The organism is Kocuria sp. CPCC 204721, from assembly GCF_040980945.1.
GTDB classification, from domain to species: domain Bacteria; phylum Actinomycetota; class Actinomycetes; order Actinomycetales; family Micrococcaceae; genus Kocuria; species Kocuria marina.
On sequence record NZ_JAVKPO010000017.1, the window covers coordinates 1 to 14,787 of the forward strand.

Below are 14,787 nucleotides of genomic sequence, written 5' to 3' on the forward strand. Positions count from 1 at the left end.
CATGCCGGGACCGGCTGGCTACCTACGCCTACATCCTCCCGGAGGCAAGCGCCACGAAAAAGGTAACGGGGCAGCGCGGGGGTAAACTCCCGCGCATGAGTGTTTGTCCCTGCGGTGGGCTGCCCGCCGGTGCCCCGTTCGAACAGTGCTGCGGCCCCGCGGTGCGTAACGAGCGGTGGCCCGTGACCGCGGAGGCCCTCATGCGTTCGCGCTACACCGCGTTCGCCACGGGCGACGACGACCACCTGTTCCGCACGTGGCACCCCGCGCACCGTCCCGCGGACACCGCAAGCGATCCCCGGGTCGAGTGGACCGGGCTCACGATCGTGCGCACGGAGGCCGGCGGGGAGGACGACGCCGCCGGCACCGTCGAGTTCGAGGCCAACTACCGCGGTCCCGACGGTCCGGGCGTGCTGCGCGAGAACTCACGGTTCGCCAGGCGTGCAGGCCGGTGGTTCTATGCGGCACCGGTCGAGGACGCGTGAGCGGCACAGCCACGGCAGGGATCACCGGACGGGCACTGGGTGCGCTGAAGAGCAATGTGGCGAGCCTGCCGCGGTCGTGCTTTGCGGTGGTCATGGCCTCCGGCATCGTCTCCGTGGGGGCGTACCACCTGGGATTCCACGGACCCACCACCGTGGTCATGGGGTTCGCACTCGCGGTCTAGGCGATGCTCGTGGTCCTCACCGCGTGGCGCGTGGTCGCCTATCCGCAGCGGGTTCTCGAGGACCTGCACGTCCCCGCCCGGGCCTTCGGGTTCTTCACCGGGGTGGCCGGGACCAACGTGGTCGCGGTGTGTCTCATCGCGCTGGGGGAGACCGTTCCCGTGACGTGCTCGCCCGGGGGAGGGGCTGACTGCTACGAGACATTGCGGGGAGGCGAACGGCGCCAGTGCCAGCGTCCCCGCGGGGGCACGAGCGCCGTCGCTCCTGGTGATGTCTCCGCGGACAACTCCGAGGACGTCAGAGCGGGAAAACCCGCACCCCGAGAGCGTGGTCCGCACCCGCGGCGCGCCCGGCGCCTTCGGTCATGCCCGTGATCATCTCGTGCGGATCCGGGTGCCCGTCCAGCGCGGCGAGGTACTGCTTGTGGCAGCGCAGCGACTCGACCGCCGCGGTGATGTCCTCCTCGGACAGTTCGATCGCATGATCGGGTTGCGCGCCCGTGACGAGCAACCGTTCGGCGCCCCACGCCTCGAGCCCCTCGTCCTCAAGCAGCTCCCGGAACACCCACAGATTATCGGCGTCCCGCAGAGCGTCGAGCGCGGCCATCCCGGCCACGCGGTGGTCGGCCTGGTTGAGACCCCACCCGGCCTCCACGGACCAGTCGATCGTGACCATGGTGTCCGGGCGGACCTCGCGGATCACCCGCGCGATCCTGCGCCGCAGGTCTAGTCCGTATTGGAGGGTCCCGTCCGGCAGGTCCAGGACCCGCAGATCGGTGACCCTCACGGCCCGGCACGCCGCTTCCTGTTCGCCCCGCCGCAACGGGCCGACGTCGCTCGGATCGCGGTCCCGGATCCCCGCCTCCCCGGCGGTCAACAATAGGTAGCTCACCGTCGCGCCGCGCCGGGTCCAGCGGGCGACGGCGGCCGAACCCCCGTACTCCATGTCGTCCGGGTGGGCCACCACGCACAGGACGGTGTGGACCCCTGAATCGTCGAACAGTTCGAGATCGGCCATGCTCCCAGCCTAGGGGCCCATGGGGTTCGGTGACAGGGCGGGACTAGTGTGGCCGTATGAACATCGAGATTCGCAAGGGTGACATCACGAAAGTCCACGCGGACGCGATCGTCAACGCGGCCAACTCCAAGCTCCTGGGCGGAGGCGGTGTGGACGGGGCGATCCACCGCGCCGCCGGGAAACAGCTGCTCGCCGAGTGCAAGCAGTTGCGGGAGACGACCCTCCCGGACGGGCTGCCCGCGGGCGGGGCCGTGGCGACCAAGGGGTATGACCTGCCCGCCACGTGGGTCATCCACACGGTGGGCCCGGTGTTCGCGAAGAAGACCGATCGCAGTGACGTCCTGGCCTCGTGCTACCGCGAGTCGCTGCGCGTGGCGGACGAGATCGGCGCCGTGTCCGTGGCCTTCCCCGCGGTCTCCGCCGGGATCTACGGCTGGCCCATGGACGACGCCGCCCGGATCGCCGTGCGCACGGTCCTCGCCGCGGACACCTCCGTGGACACCGTCGTCTTCGTCCCCTTCTCCGACGCCGCCGAGCAAGCGTTCCGCGACGCCCTGGCCGAGAACTCCTGACCCGCCCCACACACGGCGGTGCGGGTCAGGGCCGGGCTCAGATCAAGCCCAGTTGCTGCACGGCGTCGCGCTCGGACTCGAGTTCCGCCACGGACGCGTCGATGCGTGAACGCGAGAACTCGGAGATCTCCAGGCCCTGCACCACGGACCAGTCGCCCCCGGACGTGGTGACCGGGAACGAGCTGACCAGGCCGGCCGGGACACCGTAGGAACCGTCGGAGACCACGGCCATGGACGTCCAGTCCCCGTGGCGGTTACCGAGCATGAGGTCGCGGGCGTGATCGAGCGTCGCGCTCGCCGCGGATGCGGCGGAGGACGCACCGCGGGCCTGCAGCACCGCCGCACCCCGCTGGGACACCGTGGGGATGAACGTGTCCGTGACCCATTTGCGGGACACCAGGTCCAGGGCGGGCCGCCCGGCCACAATGGCGTGGTCCAGATCCGGGTACTGCGTGGCGGAGTGGTTGCCCCACACGCTGAGGTTCTTGACCTTCGCGACCGAGGTTTTGGTCTCAGCGGCGAGCATGGCCGCGGCCCGGTTGTGGTCCAACCGGGTCAGGGCGCTGAACCGGGACTCGGGGATGTCCGGGGCGTTGCGCTGGGCGATCAGCGCGTTGGTGTTGGCCGGGTTGCCGGTCACGACCACGCGCACGTCGTCGTGGGCCACGTCGTTGAGGGCTCGGCCCTGTTCGGTGAAGATCGCACCGTTGGCCTCAAGCAGGTCGCTGCGTTCCATCCCCTTGGCCCGCGGGCGGGCACCCACGAGCAAGGCGAGCTGAGCGCCGTCGAACACCGTGCGGGCGTCGGAATCGATCTCCACGTCCGCGAGCAGCGGGAACGCGCAGTCCTGCAGTTCCATGACGGTTCCCTCGAGGGCGGGCAGGGCCTGCGGGATCTCCAGAAGCCTCAGCCGGACGGGGCGTTCGGGGCCGAGCAGGTCCCCGTGGGCGATCCGGAACAGCAGGCTATATCCGATCTGGCCGGCGGCGCCGGTCACGGCCACGGTGACGGGAGTGGTACTCACGGTGATTCCTCCTGGGCTGCGCGCTCCGGGGTGCCCGGCGGTCACGCGACTCTGATGCGGGGTACCCGTGTGACTCGTCTCACGGGGCAGGGTGGCACAGAGGCTATCAGCGAGCCCGGTTCAGCGCACGGCGGACATGCGTGTCACGGGCCAGTGGCGCGCACCACAATGGAGACATGGCTACTACTGCATTCCAAGGAAACCCCGTCCACACCGTCGGCGAGCTGCCCGCCCAGGGAGAGTCCGCGCCGTCCTTCGACCTCGTGGGAGCGGATCTGAGCCCCGTGGCCTCGGACGAGTTCACGGGCAAGCGCATGGTGCTCAACATCTTCCCGTCCCTGGACACGGGCGTGTGTGCCCAGTCCGTGCGCGAGTTCAACCAGCGCGCCGCGTCCCTGCAGAACACCGCCGTGGTGTGTGTCTCCAAGGACCTGCCGTTCGCGCAGGGCCGGTTCTGCGCCGCGGAGGGCATCGACAACGTCACCACCGCGTCCGCGTTCCGTTCGTCGTTCGGCGAGGACTACGGTGTGACCCAGACGGACGGCCCGCTCGAGGGTCTGCTGGCCCGCGCCGTCGTGGTCGTGGACGAGAACGGCAAGGTCGTCCACACCCAGCTCGTCGAGGAGATCACCGAGGAGCCGGACTACGACGCCGCTGTCGCCGCCGTCTCCTGATCAGCTCACCGGAGGAGGGGCGGGGCCGTGCGGCCCCGCCCCTTTCGCATGTCCGGATCTTTCGGGACGGATAACGAACGACGCCGCACCGCCCCCGTACGGAGGCGACGCGGCGTCGTCGTCGGTTGCTGCGCGTGCGCGAACCTGGGTCCGTCACACGCGCGAGACACTCCGGAACGTCAGGCGCTGAGCCCGTCCACGATCTCGTTGAGCGTGGCGGAGGGGCGCATCACCGCGGAGACCTTCTCCGGGACGGGCCAGTAGTACCCGCCGAGATCCGCGGGGGAACCCTGCACGTCCAGCAGTTCGGCGTTGATGGTGTCCTCGTTCTCGCGCAGTTCGGAAGCGACCTTCTGGAACGCCTGCGCGAGCTCGGAGTCCTCGGTCTGCTGCGCGAGCTCCTCGGCCCAGAACATGGCCAGGTAGTAGTGCGAACCGCGGTTGTCGAGCTCTTTGACCTTCCGGGACGGGGACTTGTTCTCGTTGAGGAAGGTCCCGGTCGCGCGGTCCAGGGTATCCGCGAGGACCTGCGCCTTGGCGTTGTCGTAGCGGCTGGCGAGGTGTTCGAAGGACGCGGCGAGCGCCAGGAACTCACCCAGGGAATCCCAACGCAGGTGGTTCTCCTCCTGCAGCTGCTGCACGTGCTTGGGCGCGGAACCACCGGCGCCGGTCTCGAACAGGCCACCGCCGTTCATGAGCGGCACGATGGACAGCATCTTGGCGGACGTGCCCAGTTCCAGGATGGGGAACAGGTCCGTGAGGTAGTCGCGCAGCACGTTGCCGGTCACCGAGATGGTGTCCTCGCCGCGGCGCAGCCGCTCCACCGTGAACTTGGTGGCCTCCGCGGGGGAGAGGATCCGCAGGTCCAGACCGTCGGTGTCCTCCTCCGCGAGGTACTGCTCCACCTTGGTGATCAGGTTGCGGTCGTGGGCGCGGGACTCGTCCAGCCAGAACACGGCGGGCATCCCGGAGTCGCGGGAACGCCGCACGGCCAGCTGCACCCAGTCCTTGATGGGGGCGTCCTTGGCCTGGCACGCACGCCAGATGTCACCGGGCTGGACCTCGTGGGACAGCAGCACCTCACCGGCACCGTTGACCACCTGGACGGTGCCAGCGTCTTGGATCTCGAAGGTCTTGTCGTGGGAGCCGTACTCCTCGGCCTTCTGTGCCATCAAACCCACATTGGGGACGGTACCCATGGTCGTGGGATCGTACGCGCCGTTCTCGCGGCAGTCGTCGATCACGACCTGGTAGACCCCCGCGTAGGAGGAGTCCGGCAACACGGCCAGGGTGTCCTTCTGCTCGCCCTCGCGACCCCACATCTTTCCGGACGTGCGGATCATGGCGGGCATAGAGGCGTCCACGATCACGTCCGAGAGCACGTGGAGATTGGTGATGCCCTTGTCCGAATTCACGTAGGCCAACTCAGGGCCGTCGTCGATCGCCTTGTCGAACGCGGCCTTGATCTCCTGGCCGTTGTCCAGGGCGTCCAGGCCCGAGAGGATTCCACCCAGGCCGTCGTTGGGGGACAGCCCCGCCTTGGCGAGGTCCTCTCCGTAGCGGTCGAAGACGTCCCGGAAGAACGCGGTGACCACGTGGCCGAAGATGATGGGGTCGGAGACCTTCATCATGGTGGCCTTGAGGTGGGTGGAGAACAGGACGTCCTCGGACTTGGCGCGGGCCACCTGCTCCGCGAGGAACGCGTCCAGCGCGGCGGCGCTCATGAAGGTGCCGTCCACGACCTCACCGGCCAGTACGGGCAAGGACTCCTTGAGCACCGTGGTGCCCTGGTCGGTGACGAGCTGGATGGTCAGGGTGTCGTCCTCGGGGATGATCACGGACTTCTCGTTGCTGCGGAAGTCGTCGTGGCCGAGGGTGGCCACGTTGGTCTTGGAGTCCTTGCTCCACTCGCCCATGGAGTGCGGGTGCTGCCGGGCGTAGTTCTTCACGGCCTTGGGGGCGCGGCGGTCCGAGTTGCCCTCGCGCAGCACGGGGTTCACGGCGGAGCCCTTGACACGGTCGTAACGCGCGCGGATGTCCTTGGCCTCGTCCGAGGTGGCGACCTCGGGGTAGTCCGGCAGGTCGTAGCCGTCCGCCTGCAACTCCTTGATGGTGGCCTTCAGCTGCGGGATGGACGCGGAGATGTTCGGCAGCTTGACGATGTTCGCTTCCGGGGTCTCCACGAGTTCGCCCAGCTCGGCCAGGGTGTCCGGGACCCGCTGCTCGTCGGTGAGGCGGTCCGGGAACTGGGCCAGGATGCGCGCGGCCAGGGAAATGTCCCGGGTCTCCACCTCCACACCGGCGGTGGACGCGAACGCCTCCACGATCGGCTTGAACGAGTACGTAGCGAGCATGGGTGCTTCGTCGGTCTCGGTGTAGATGATCTTGGGCATGAGCGATGGCTCCTTGCGTTGACGGTCACTGGGCTGCCTCCCAGGATACCCGCTGGCCCGCGCCCGATTCCGTGTGCGGCGGGCCCACCGGCTGGTCACCACGCGCCCTACGCGCTGTCACGCTCGCGCACTCCCCGGAGTACGACGACACGCGGCGCCGGTCCCGATCGACCGGCGCCGCGCGCCGTGGTGCAGTGGGCTCTCAGCCGTGCAGCGAGGTCCTGATCCGCTCGCGCTCGCGTTCGAGCTTGCGCACGCGGTGACCCAAAGAGAACATCCGCACGGACCCCACGAGGGCCATGATCAGGGCCCCGGCGATCGCCGAGAGCAGCATGGCCACGCCCAACGGAAGGCTGAACGTCCACGCCATGTACTCGAATCGCGTGCCCACGTTGTTCTGGATGATAAAGACCAGCAACAGGATCAGCACGATCACGCCCAGGATCAGCGCCGCCCACACGGTCCCCGACACGCCGCGCTTGACGGGCTTGTCCAGCGAGGGATCCACGGGGGAGGCCGTCCCCCCTGCCCCCGAGGCCGAGTGCGCGGTCCCGCTGTCTGTGACCGCCGTCCCGGGACGTTGCGCGTCCACGGGGGCCGACGGCGCCGCGTGCGCGTTCGCGTACCCCTCGCGCAGCGGTTTGCCCGCGGAACGGGAGCCGGGAGTGTGAGGCGGGCGTGCGGCGTCGTCCGGGGGGAGACGAGGCGCGTTACGGGGCTCGTGCGGTGTGTTGGTCACGGGGGCCTCCTGACGGGGCGAAGTGATGATGGCAACAGCGTACGGCCAATATCACGGAATGTGATTCGATGCTCGGCATTGCCCGCGCCACGACGAAATCATCCGACACTCCCGAGACACGCGGAAAGTTTCTCCCCGAAAAGGTTATCCGCGAGTAACCTGTGCTTCATCGTGAGAGGCACCACAATCCATCGGTGATGCCGACCCCGGCTCGGGGTAACAACCACCGGGGTGCAACGCACATTCCATGGACACCATATCGGGAGGAAACGTCATGGGAAAGTACACCTTCAAGGGGAAGGCTGCCGTGTCCGTCGCGGCAATCGCTGCACTCACGCTGACCGGCTGCGCCAGCGTGGGCGGCGGCGGCAACGACAGCAACGGCGGCGGCGGTGACAGCAGCGCAAGCGCCCAGAGCGGCGGCGTGGTCAATGTCGCCGAGACCAACAAGTTCTCGGGTGCCAATCCGGGCTACACCAAGACGAACCTGGACATCAACGGCCACGTGGCCCAGATGACCCGCGAAGGGTTCATCACGGTGGACCCGGAGCAGAAGATCCACCCCAACGAGGGCTTCGGCACGTACAAGAAGGTCTCGGACGATCCCCTGACCGTCGAGTACACGATCAAGGACCCCAAGTGGTCCGACGGCAACGCGGTGGACAAGGCCGACCTCATGCTGTGGTGGTCCCTGCTCTCCGGCTACGCCAATGACGCGAGCGAGGACGGCAAGGCCGGCAAGGACTACTTCGCGATCGCCGGCTCCACGGACATCCTGGGCTCCACGGACAAGCCCGAGTTCTCCGAGGACGGCAAGACCATGACCCTGAAGTGGGCCAAGCCCAACGCGGACTGGGAGATCGGACTGGACTCCAACTCGCTCATGCCGGCCCACGTGGTCGCCAAGAAGGCGGGCATGTCCGAGGAGCAGCTGTTGGAGGTGCTCGAGAACCAGAAGAAGGGCGATCCCAAGAACCCCCAGAAGCAGCCCGAGCTGGAGAAGATCGGCAAGGCCTGGGACACCTCCTTCAACTTCACGTCCACCCCGGACGACAAGGACGTCCTCGTGTCCAACGGTCCGTTCACGATCGACAATGTGGTGGAGAACAACTCGGTCACGCTCAAGAAGAACGAGAACTACAACGGCAGCATGCCCGGCAAGCTGGACGAGATCACCCTGCGCACCATCGGCGACGCCACGGCTCAGATCCAGGCGCTGCGCAACGGCGAAGTGGACATCATGCAGCCGAACAACGTCAACAAGGACACGATGGACCAGGTCAAGCAGATCGAGAACGTGAACGTGCAGCAGGGCGACCAGCTCGCGTACGACCACGTGGACCTGAACTTCGGCTCGGACACCTTCAAGGACAAGGAGACCCGCGAGGCGTTCCTGAAGACCATCCCGCGCCAGCAGATCCTCGACCAGCTGGTCAAGCCGGTCAAGGAGGACGCCGAGGTGCTCAACTCGCAGATGTTCGTCTCCAGCCAGGGCGAGCCCTACACCAAGGCCGTGGAGAAGAACGACGCCAAGAAACTCTACGGGGACGTGGACATCGACGGCGCCAAGAAGCTGCTCGACGGCAAGACCCCCACCGTGCGGATCCTCTACAACAACGGCAATCCGCAGCGCGTGGACACCTTCCAGCTGATCAAGGAGTCCGCGGAGAAGGCCGGGTTCAAGGTCGAGGACCTGGGCGATCCCAACTGGTCCGAGAAGCTCGCGGACGGCGACTACGACGCGTCCCTGTACGGCTGGGTCTCCCCGGGCGTGGGCACCGAGATGCTCTCGCAGATCTTCAAGACCGGCGGCGGCGGCAACTACAACGAGTACTCGAACGCGGACGTGGACAAGCTCGTGGACGAGGCCCGCGCCAACCTGGACGAGTCCTCGCGCAACGACCAGATCGCTGAGGTGGACAAGCACACCTTCGAGGACGCCTACGGCCTCCCGCTGTTCCAGTCCGTGGGCTACGTGGCCACCTCGGACAAGATCGCCGGAGTGGACCAGTACCAGCCGAACCAGACCGGTGTGTTCTGGAACGTCTCCGAGTGGAGCCGCAAGTAGGACGGTCGACCTCGGTTGACCGAGTCCTTCCCCTCATGATGCTGCGCGGGCGCGGAACGCCGTGTCCGCGCAGCGTCGTGATCACCACTCGTTCAGAGGCAGCATCATGATTTCTTACATCCTCAGACGGCTCATCACCGCCGTCCTCATCCTGCTGGGCGCATCGTTCCTCGTGTACCTCATGACGGCGGTCTCCGGCGACCCGCTGTGGGACCTGTACGGAAACCCCAACGCCCAACAGCTGATCCCCGCCCGCGTGGAGGCCCTCAACCTGGACACACCGCCCGTGCTGCGCTACTTCACGTGGCTCGGCGGGGCACTCGGGTGCCTCGTGCCCTTTGCGGACACCTGCTCCCTGGGCGTGAGCCGCGAGGGCCAGGAAGTGACGAGCCTGCTCTCCTTCGCCATGGGCCAGACCATCATGCTGGTCACGATCGGTACCATCCTGGCCATCGTCGTGGGTATCACCCTGGGTATCGTCTCCGCACTGCGGCAGTACTCGGGCCTGGACTACGGCATCACGTTCCTGACCTTCCTGTGTTTCTCGCTGCCGAGCTTCTGGCTCGCGGTGCTGCTCAAGGAAGTGGCGGCCATTCAGTTCAACGACTTCCTGCAGAACCCGTCACTGTCCATCGGGGCGCTGCTCGCAATCTCCGTGGTGGCCGGGCTCATCTGGTTCCTGGTCTCGTTCGGGCGCATGCGGACCCGCATCCTCATGGGTGTCCTGGGCTTCGTGGTCACCTTCGGGATCATCTACTTCGTGCTCGCGACCAACTGGCTAGCGCACCCCTTCCTGGGCATCCCGCTGATCGCACTGACCGGCATTCTGGTGGCCGTGACCGCCACCGTCCTCATGGCGGGACTACGCAACAAGCGGGCCCTGTACGCCGGGCTGGCCACCGTGGTGGTGGGTCTCGTGCTGTACTTCCCCGTCCAGGCCCTCTTCGTCGGGGGCGGGCTGCTGACCCTGCTGGCGTTGGTCGTCGTGATGATCCTGGTGGGTGTGGGAGCCGGTTACGTCGCCGGTGGCTACGACCGTGGTCAGAGCGCCCGCGTGGGCGGGGTCACCGGCTTCTTCGTGGCCCTGCTGATCATCCTGGACCGCTTCATGCAGTCGTGGCCGGACTACGTGAACTCCGGTCACATCCGGGGCCGGCCCATCGCCACGGCCAACTCCTCCACCCCGGGCCTGTCGGGTGACTTCTGGATCACCGGCCTGGACCGGTTCACCCACCTCTTGCTGCCCACCATCTGTATCACCCTGCTGGCGCTCGCGTCCTACTCGCGGTACTCGCGCGCGTCCATGCTGGAGATCATGGGCCAGGACTACGTGCGCACCGCGCGCGCCAAGGGCCTGTCGGAGCGGACCGTGGTCATGCGTCACGCGTTCCGCAACGCGCTGATCCCGCTGGCCACGCTCGTGGCCTACGACATCGGCGGTCTGATCGGCGGCGCAATCATCACGGAATCCGTGTTCGCGTTCACCGGTATGGGGCAGTTGTTCATCCAATCGGTGCGCAACGTAGACCCCAACCCGGTGATGGGCGTGTTCCTGATCACCGGCATTGTCGCCATGGTCTTCAACCTGATCGCTGACCTGGTGTACTCCGTACTCGACCCGCGCGTGAGGGTGAAAGCATGAGCCAGCCACAACCTATCGACGTCCCCCAGCGGGTCGAACAGAACCCGCAGACCGGCGAGAAGCCCGAGTACGTGCGCGGCAAGAGCCAGGGACAGCTGGTACGCCAGCGGTTCTTCGGCAACACGGGCGCCGTCGTGTCCCTGATCGTCCTGTTGTTCATCGTGGTGCTGTCCGTCACCTCGCTGGGTGTCGGTCCCATCCCGGGATGGTGGAAGTGGAACCCGGACGCCACGGGAACCGTGCTCAACGGTGGCCGGCCCACGCTGTCCCTGCTCCCGCCCTCGCTCGGGGAGCACCCGTTCGGCCAGGACAACCTGGGCCGTGACCTGTTCGCCATGGCCATGCAGGGCACCCAGTACTCCCTGGTGGTCATGATCGTGGTGGGCATCATCGCGGGCCTCGTGGGCACCGTGGTGGGTGGCCTCTCCGGGTACTTCCGGGGCTGGACCGAGGCCGTGCTGATGCGTCTGACCGACGTGATCATCATCATCCCCCTGGTGATCCTGGCAGCCCTGTTGGGCCGCCTGGCCATCTCGTGGGTGCGCACCCACAACCTGCCCACGTTCGCCACGGTGATCGCCCTGGGTCTACTGATCGGTCTAGCCTCGTGGCCGCCGCTCGCGCGCCTGGTGCGCGGTGAGTTCCTCACGCTGCGCGAACGCGAGTTCGTGGACGCCGCGCGACTGGCCGGTGCCTCGAGCGGGCGGATCATCTTCAAGCACATCCTGCCCAACACCGTGGGTGTGATCACCGTGAACATCACGCTGTTGATGTCCTCGGCGATCCTGCTGGAGACCGCGCTGTCCTACCTGGGTCTGGGTATCCAGGCCCCGGACTGGTCCCTGGGCCGGTTGATCAGCGAGAACCAGACGGCCTTCGCGACCCGCCCGTGGTTGTTCTGGTGGCCCGGTGTGTTCATCGTGGCGATCGCGCTGACCATCAACTTCATCGGTGACGGTCTGCGTGACGCGTTCGATCCGCGCCAGCGCAAGTTCAACCCCAAGCGCGCCCGCGAGACCGGCGAGCGCACGGACCAGTACCCGGACGCGCTCACCGCATCCGAGCCGGGGACGAAGCCCGCGGTGAACGCCGGGGCCGAGACCGGGACGCGCGGGGACACCGGCCGGGACGGACGATGATCAGTTCACACGGTGAACAGCACGGCGCTCGCGGCGGCCAGCAGCACGACCGCCGCGAGCGGGCCGGGCACGTAGCGGACCCGCACCGGCTCGGGTGCGGCGTCCCGGGCGAAGACGTCCAGCTCACCGGTCTCGACCTTGCGTTGCCACGTGTCGCGGACGCGGTGCGCGGCGGCGCCGGAAGCGGTCGAGGTCAGGTCGCCCACGCGCACCGCGCCGCCCGGTCGGGCGATCGGGTGATTGCGGTTCACGGCGTCCACACCGGAGCGCAGGGCGGCGCCCGCACCGGCGGAGGGCAGGGCGAAACACGAGTGGGTGTCCTGGTCCGTGGCGATGGTCACCGCGAAACGGGTGCGCACGTCCACGATCCGGCTCCACGGAATGCTCACCGTGCGCAGGGGGTTCACCACGCGCACCTCGTCCGCGTGCACCTCGAGCCGTGGGCGCCAGTACAGCGCGTACCCGAGCGCCGCCAGGGCGAGACCACCGAACACGGCGCCCGCGTGGTGCGCCACGGTGCGGCCCCAGCCCGCGAAGCACACCACCAGACCCAGGACCACCAGGAATCCCGTGAGCCACGGGGCCGACGACGCTCGGTAGGTTTCGGGCTCGCTGGCGGGTTCTCGGGTCATGACCCCCATGCTAGGCAATGCGCGCGTGCCGCGGCCGCGCGCCCAGTTCTCGACACGATGGAGCACACACGATGAGCACCTCGAACCAGCCCGAGGGCACCCCGCGACCCCACGACGCGGCGCAGGACCCGAACGCGGCGTCGTCGCACGAGGCCACGGCCGCCGAGCACAACGCCCCGTGGGACGGCACGCCGAGCGGCGACGGGCGGGTGGCCACCGAAGGCCCCGGTAACCCCTCCGCGGCTCACGCTCGCGCCGCCGGATCGTCCGGTGCCACGGCCGCCGACGCCGCTGCGGTCACCGGTCGCGCCGACGGAACCGCGGCCGCGGGTGCAGCCGCCGGCGGCAGTGCCGCGGCGGGTGCCACCGCCGTGGGCGCGCAGAATCGGCGCGGTCGGCGGGCGCAGCGCAACGAACCCACCGTGCGGCGCGGCCCGGCCCGCAGGACCGTGGCCCGCGGTGAACCCGTGCTGAGCGTGCGCGGGCTGTCCGTGGACTTCGGTGTGGACCGTGACTGGGTTCCGGCCGCGATCGACCTGAACTACGACGTCGCAGCGGGGGAGGTGCTCGCGATCGTGGGCGAGTCCGGTTCGGGCAAGTCCGCGAGCTCGATGTCCATGCTGGGGCTGCTGCCCTCCAACGCGCGCGTGCGCGGTTCGGCCGTGCTGGCCGGGGAGGAACTGATCGGGCTGCGCGGCAACGCGCTGCGGCGCGTGCGTGGCGAGGAGATCGCCGTGATCTTCCAGGAGCCCATGACCGCGCTGAACCCCGTGTACACGGTGGGCCAGCAGATCGTGGAGACCATCCGCCTGCACCGGGACATCTCACCCGCCGAGGCCGCCGAACGTGCCCGGCAGATGCTCACCATGGTGGAACTGCCGGACCCCGAGAAGGCGTTCCGTTCCTACCCCCACCAGCTCTCCGGTGGTCAGCGGCAGCGCGCGATGATCGCGCAGTCCCTCTCGTGCGACCCCAAACTGCTGATCGCGGACGAGCCCACCACGGCCCTGGACGTGACCGTGCAGGCGGAGATCCTGGACCTGATCCGCAACCTCAAGGACCAGCTGGACTCGGCGGTCATCCTGATCACCCACGACATGGGTGTGGTGGCGGACCTCGCGGACAACATCGCGGTCATGCAGAAGGGCGTGATCGTGGAACAGGGCACGGCGGAGCAGATCTTCACCGCACCGCGCCACCCCTACACCCGCTCGTTGCTCGAGGCCGTGCCCCACCTGGGCCAGGGCAACGAGAACGACGAGTCCGTGGACATGGTCGCCGCGCTCGAGCGTTCCGTGGTCATGCCCATGGTGGTGGACCGCAGCACGGCGGAGGCAGCGTCCATGGACACGCTCGCCCAGCGGGTCGTGGAACCGGTGCTGCAGTTGAAGGACGTGGCCATCGAGTACCCCAAGCAGGGCCGCAACCCCGCGTTCCGCGCGGTCGAGGGCGTCAGCCTCACCGTGGCGGCCGGGGAGACAGTGGGTCTCGTGGGTGAATCCGGTTCCGGCAAGACCACGATCGGCCGCGCCGCGGTGGGACTGCTGCCCGTGGTCGAGGGATCGCTTGTGGTGGACGGCGTGGAACTGCACGGTGCGCCGCGCGCCAAGCTCAACGCGGTGCGCAAGGACGTGGGCATGGTCTTCCAGGACCCCGCGTCCTCGCTGAACCCGCGGCTGCCGATCGGTGAGTCGATTGGTGAGCCCATGTTCCTGGCCGGCGAGGCTAAAGGGGCGCAGCTGCAGCAGCGCATCGAGCAACTCCTGGACCAGGTGCGGTTGCCGCGCAACTACCGCAACCGTTACCCGCACGAGCTCTCGGGCGGTCAGAAGCAGCGCGTGGGCATCGCCCGGGCCCTGTCCCTGAAGCCGAAACTGCTCGTGGCGGATGAACCCACGTCCGCGTTGGACGTGTCCGTGCAGGCCACGGTCTTGGAATTGTTTGAGCAGCTGCAAGCGGAGATGGGCTTCGCGTGCTTGTTCGTGACCCACGACCTCGCGGTGATCGACCGGCTCGCCAACCGGATCGTGGTCATGCAGCACGGGCACATCGTGGAACAGGGCTCGCGCGAAGCGGTGCTGCGCCACCCCGAGCAGGAGTACACCAAGCGCTTGCTCGCCGCGGTGCCCGTGCCCTCGCCCGAGGCCCAGCGCACGCGCCGCGAACTGCGTCAGCAGTTGGCCCACACGGTGTCCTGAGCATGATCGGAGCCCCGGGAGCAG

Annotated in this window: 13 protein-coding genes; 8 read left to right on the forward strand and 5 right to left on the reverse strand. The window is 68.1% G+C overall.

The genetic code is table 11. The features are described from left to right. The first annotated feature begins 95 nt into the window (after window positions 1-95). Together RF637_RS12075 and RF637_RS12080 are read left to right on the forward strand one after the other, a co-directional pair. On the forward strand, window positions 96-485 hold the full coding sequence (locus tag RF637_RS12075; protein WP_368834917.1) for a YchJ family protein: 390 nt from the start codon (window positions 96-98) through the stop codon (window positions 483-485). Then, window positions 482-667: a hypothetical protein gene (locus RF637_RS12080; RefSeq protein ID WP_098054186.1), complete on the forward strand. Its 186-nt coding sequence runs from the start codon at window positions 482-484 to the stop codon at window positions 665-667. Before RF637_RS12075 ends, RF637_RS12080 begins: the two co-directional genes overlap by 4 nt. Before the next feature lie 295 nt (window positions 668-962). Here the strand turns inward: RF637_RS12080 and RF637_RS12085 are convergent, their stop codons facing one another. After that, window positions 963-1,682 (reverse strand): PIG-L deacetylase family protein, encoded by a 720-nt coding sequence (locus RF637_RS12085; RefSeq protein ID WP_368834916.1) that lies wholly within the window; start codon window positions 1,680-1,682, stop codon window positions 963-965. 56 nt (window positions 1,683-1,738) lie between these two features. Between RF637_RS12085 and RF637_RS12090 the strand changes: the two genes are divergently transcribed. Continuing rightward, a complete protein-coding gene (locus RF637_RS12090; protein WP_145002510.1) occupies window positions 1,739-2,254 on the forward strand; it encodes an O-acetyl-ADP-ribose deacetylase in 516 nt (171 codons plus the stop codon). Window positions 2,255-2,291: 37 nt separating this feature from the next. On the opposite strand, the gene RF637_RS12095 is transcribed toward RF637_RS12090, so the two are convergent. Beyond that, window positions 2,292-3,278 carry a malate dehydrogenase gene (locus tag RF637_RS12095; protein WP_368815094.1) on the reverse strand — a complete coding sequence of 329 codons (987 nt, stop codon included), beginning with the start codon at window positions 3,276-3,278 and terminating at the stop codon, window positions 2,292-2,294. Window positions 3,279-3,454: 176 nt separating this feature from the next. Between RF637_RS12095 and tpx the strand changes: the two genes are divergently transcribed. Next, window positions 3,455-3,952, forward strand: a complete 498-nt coding sequence (tpx, locus tag RF637_RS12100; RefSeq protein WP_064846049.1) for a thiol peroxidase — start codon at window positions 3,455-3,457, stop codon at window positions 3,950-3,952. 179 nt (window positions 3,953-4,131) lie between these two features. On the opposite strand, the gene RF637_RS12105 is transcribed toward tpx, so the two are convergent. Beyond that, window positions 4,132-6,345 carry an NADP-dependent isocitrate dehydrogenase gene (locus RF637_RS12105; RefSeq protein WP_368844951.1) on the reverse strand — a complete coding sequence of 738 codons (2,214 nt, stop codon included), beginning with the start codon at window positions 6,343-6,345 and terminating at the stop codon, window positions 4,132-4,134. Window positions 6,346-6,547: 202 nt separating this feature from the next. Then, the gene (locus tag RF637_RS12110) at window positions 6,548-7,084 is read right to left on the reverse strand and encodes a lipopolysaccharide assembly LapA domain-containing protein (RefSeq protein ID WP_368834914.1); all 537 of its coding nucleotides are present in this window, start codon (window positions 7,082-7,084) and stop codon (window positions 6,548-6,550) included. A gap of 274 nt (window positions 7,085-7,358) precedes the next feature. Here RF637_RS12110 and RF637_RS12115 point away from each other — a divergent pair, with 274 nt between their 5' ends. From RF637_RS12115 to RF637_RS12125, 3 genes are all read left to right on the forward strand, one after another. After that, window positions 7,359-9,152: an ABC transporter family substrate-binding protein gene (locus tag RF637_RS12115; RefSeq protein ID WP_368834913.1), complete on the forward strand. Its 1,794-nt coding sequence runs from the start codon at window positions 7,359-7,361 to the stop codon at window positions 9,150-9,152. 106 nt (window positions 9,153-9,258) lie between these two features. Then, window positions 9,259-10,794, forward strand: coding sequence for an ABC transporter permease (locus RF637_RS12120; RefSeq protein ID WP_368844952.1), 1,536 nt, complete (start codon window positions 9,259-9,261; stop codon window positions 10,792-10,794). Then, on the forward strand, window positions 10,791-11,933 hold the full coding sequence (locus RF637_RS12125) for an ABC transporter permease (protein WP_368844953.1): 1,143 nt from the start codon (window positions 10,791-10,793) through the stop codon (window positions 11,931-11,933). Before RF637_RS12120 ends, RF637_RS12125 begins: the two co-directional genes overlap by 4 nt. Window positions 11,934-11,938: 5 nt before the next feature. On the opposite strand, the gene RF637_RS12130 is transcribed toward RF637_RS12125, so the two are convergent. Next, window positions 11,939-12,565 (reverse strand): PH domain-containing protein, encoded by a 627-nt coding sequence (locus tag RF637_RS12130; RefSeq protein ID WP_368844954.1) that lies wholly within the window; start codon window positions 12,563-12,565, stop codon window positions 11,939-11,941. Window positions 12,566-12,636: 71 nt separating this feature from the next. Here RF637_RS12130 and RF637_RS12135 point away from each other — a divergent pair, with 71 nt between their 5' ends. Continuing rightward, entirely contained in the window at window positions 12,637-14,763 is a 2,127-nt protein-coding gene (locus RF637_RS12135; protein ID WP_368844955.1) for an ABC transporter ATP-binding protein, read from the forward strand. The last annotated feature ends 24 nt before the right edge of the window (window positions 14,764-14,787 follow it).

Excerpts from the sequence above, each read along its gene's own strand:
- RF637_RS12075 (WP_368834917.1), top strand. The coding sequence starts at position 96 with ATGAGTGTTTGTCCCTGCGGTGGGCTGCCCGCCGGTGCCCCGTTCGAA.
- RF637_RS12085 (WP_368834916.1), bottom strand. The coding sequence starts at position 1,682 with ATGGCCGATCTCGAACTGTTCGACGATTCAGGGGTCCACACCGTCCTG.
- RF637_RS12090 (WP_145002510.1), top strand. The coding sequence starts at position 1,739 with ATGAACATCGAGATTCGCAAGGGTGACATCACGAAAGTCCACGCGGAC.
- tpx (WP_064846049.1), top strand. The coding sequence starts at position 3,455 with ATGGCTACTACTGCATTCCAAGGAAACCCCGTCCACACCGTCGGCGAG.
- RF637_RS12105 (WP_368844951.1), bottom strand. The coding sequence starts at position 6,345 with ATGCCCAAGATCATCTACACCGAGACCGACGAAGCACCCATGCTCGCT.
- RF637_RS12115 (WP_368834913.1), top strand. The coding sequence starts at position 7,359 with ATGGGAAAGTACACCTTCAAGGGGAAGGCTGCCGTGTCCGTCGCGGCA.
- RF637_RS12120 (WP_368844952.1), top strand. The coding sequence starts at position 9,259 with ATGATTTCTTACATCCTCAGACGGCTCATCACCGCCGTCCTCATCCTG.
- RF637_RS12125 (WP_368844953.1), top strand. The coding sequence starts at position 10,791 with ATGAGCCAGCCACAACCTATCGACGTCCCCCAGCGGGTCGAACAGAAC.
- RF637_RS12130 (WP_368844954.1), bottom strand. The coding sequence starts at position 12,565 with ATGACCCGAGAACCCGCCAGCGAGCCCGAAACCTACCGAGCGTCGTCG.
- RF637_RS12135 (WP_368844955.1), top strand. The coding sequence starts at position 12,637 with ATGAGCACCTCGAACCAGCCCGAGGGCACCCCGCGACCCCACGACGCG.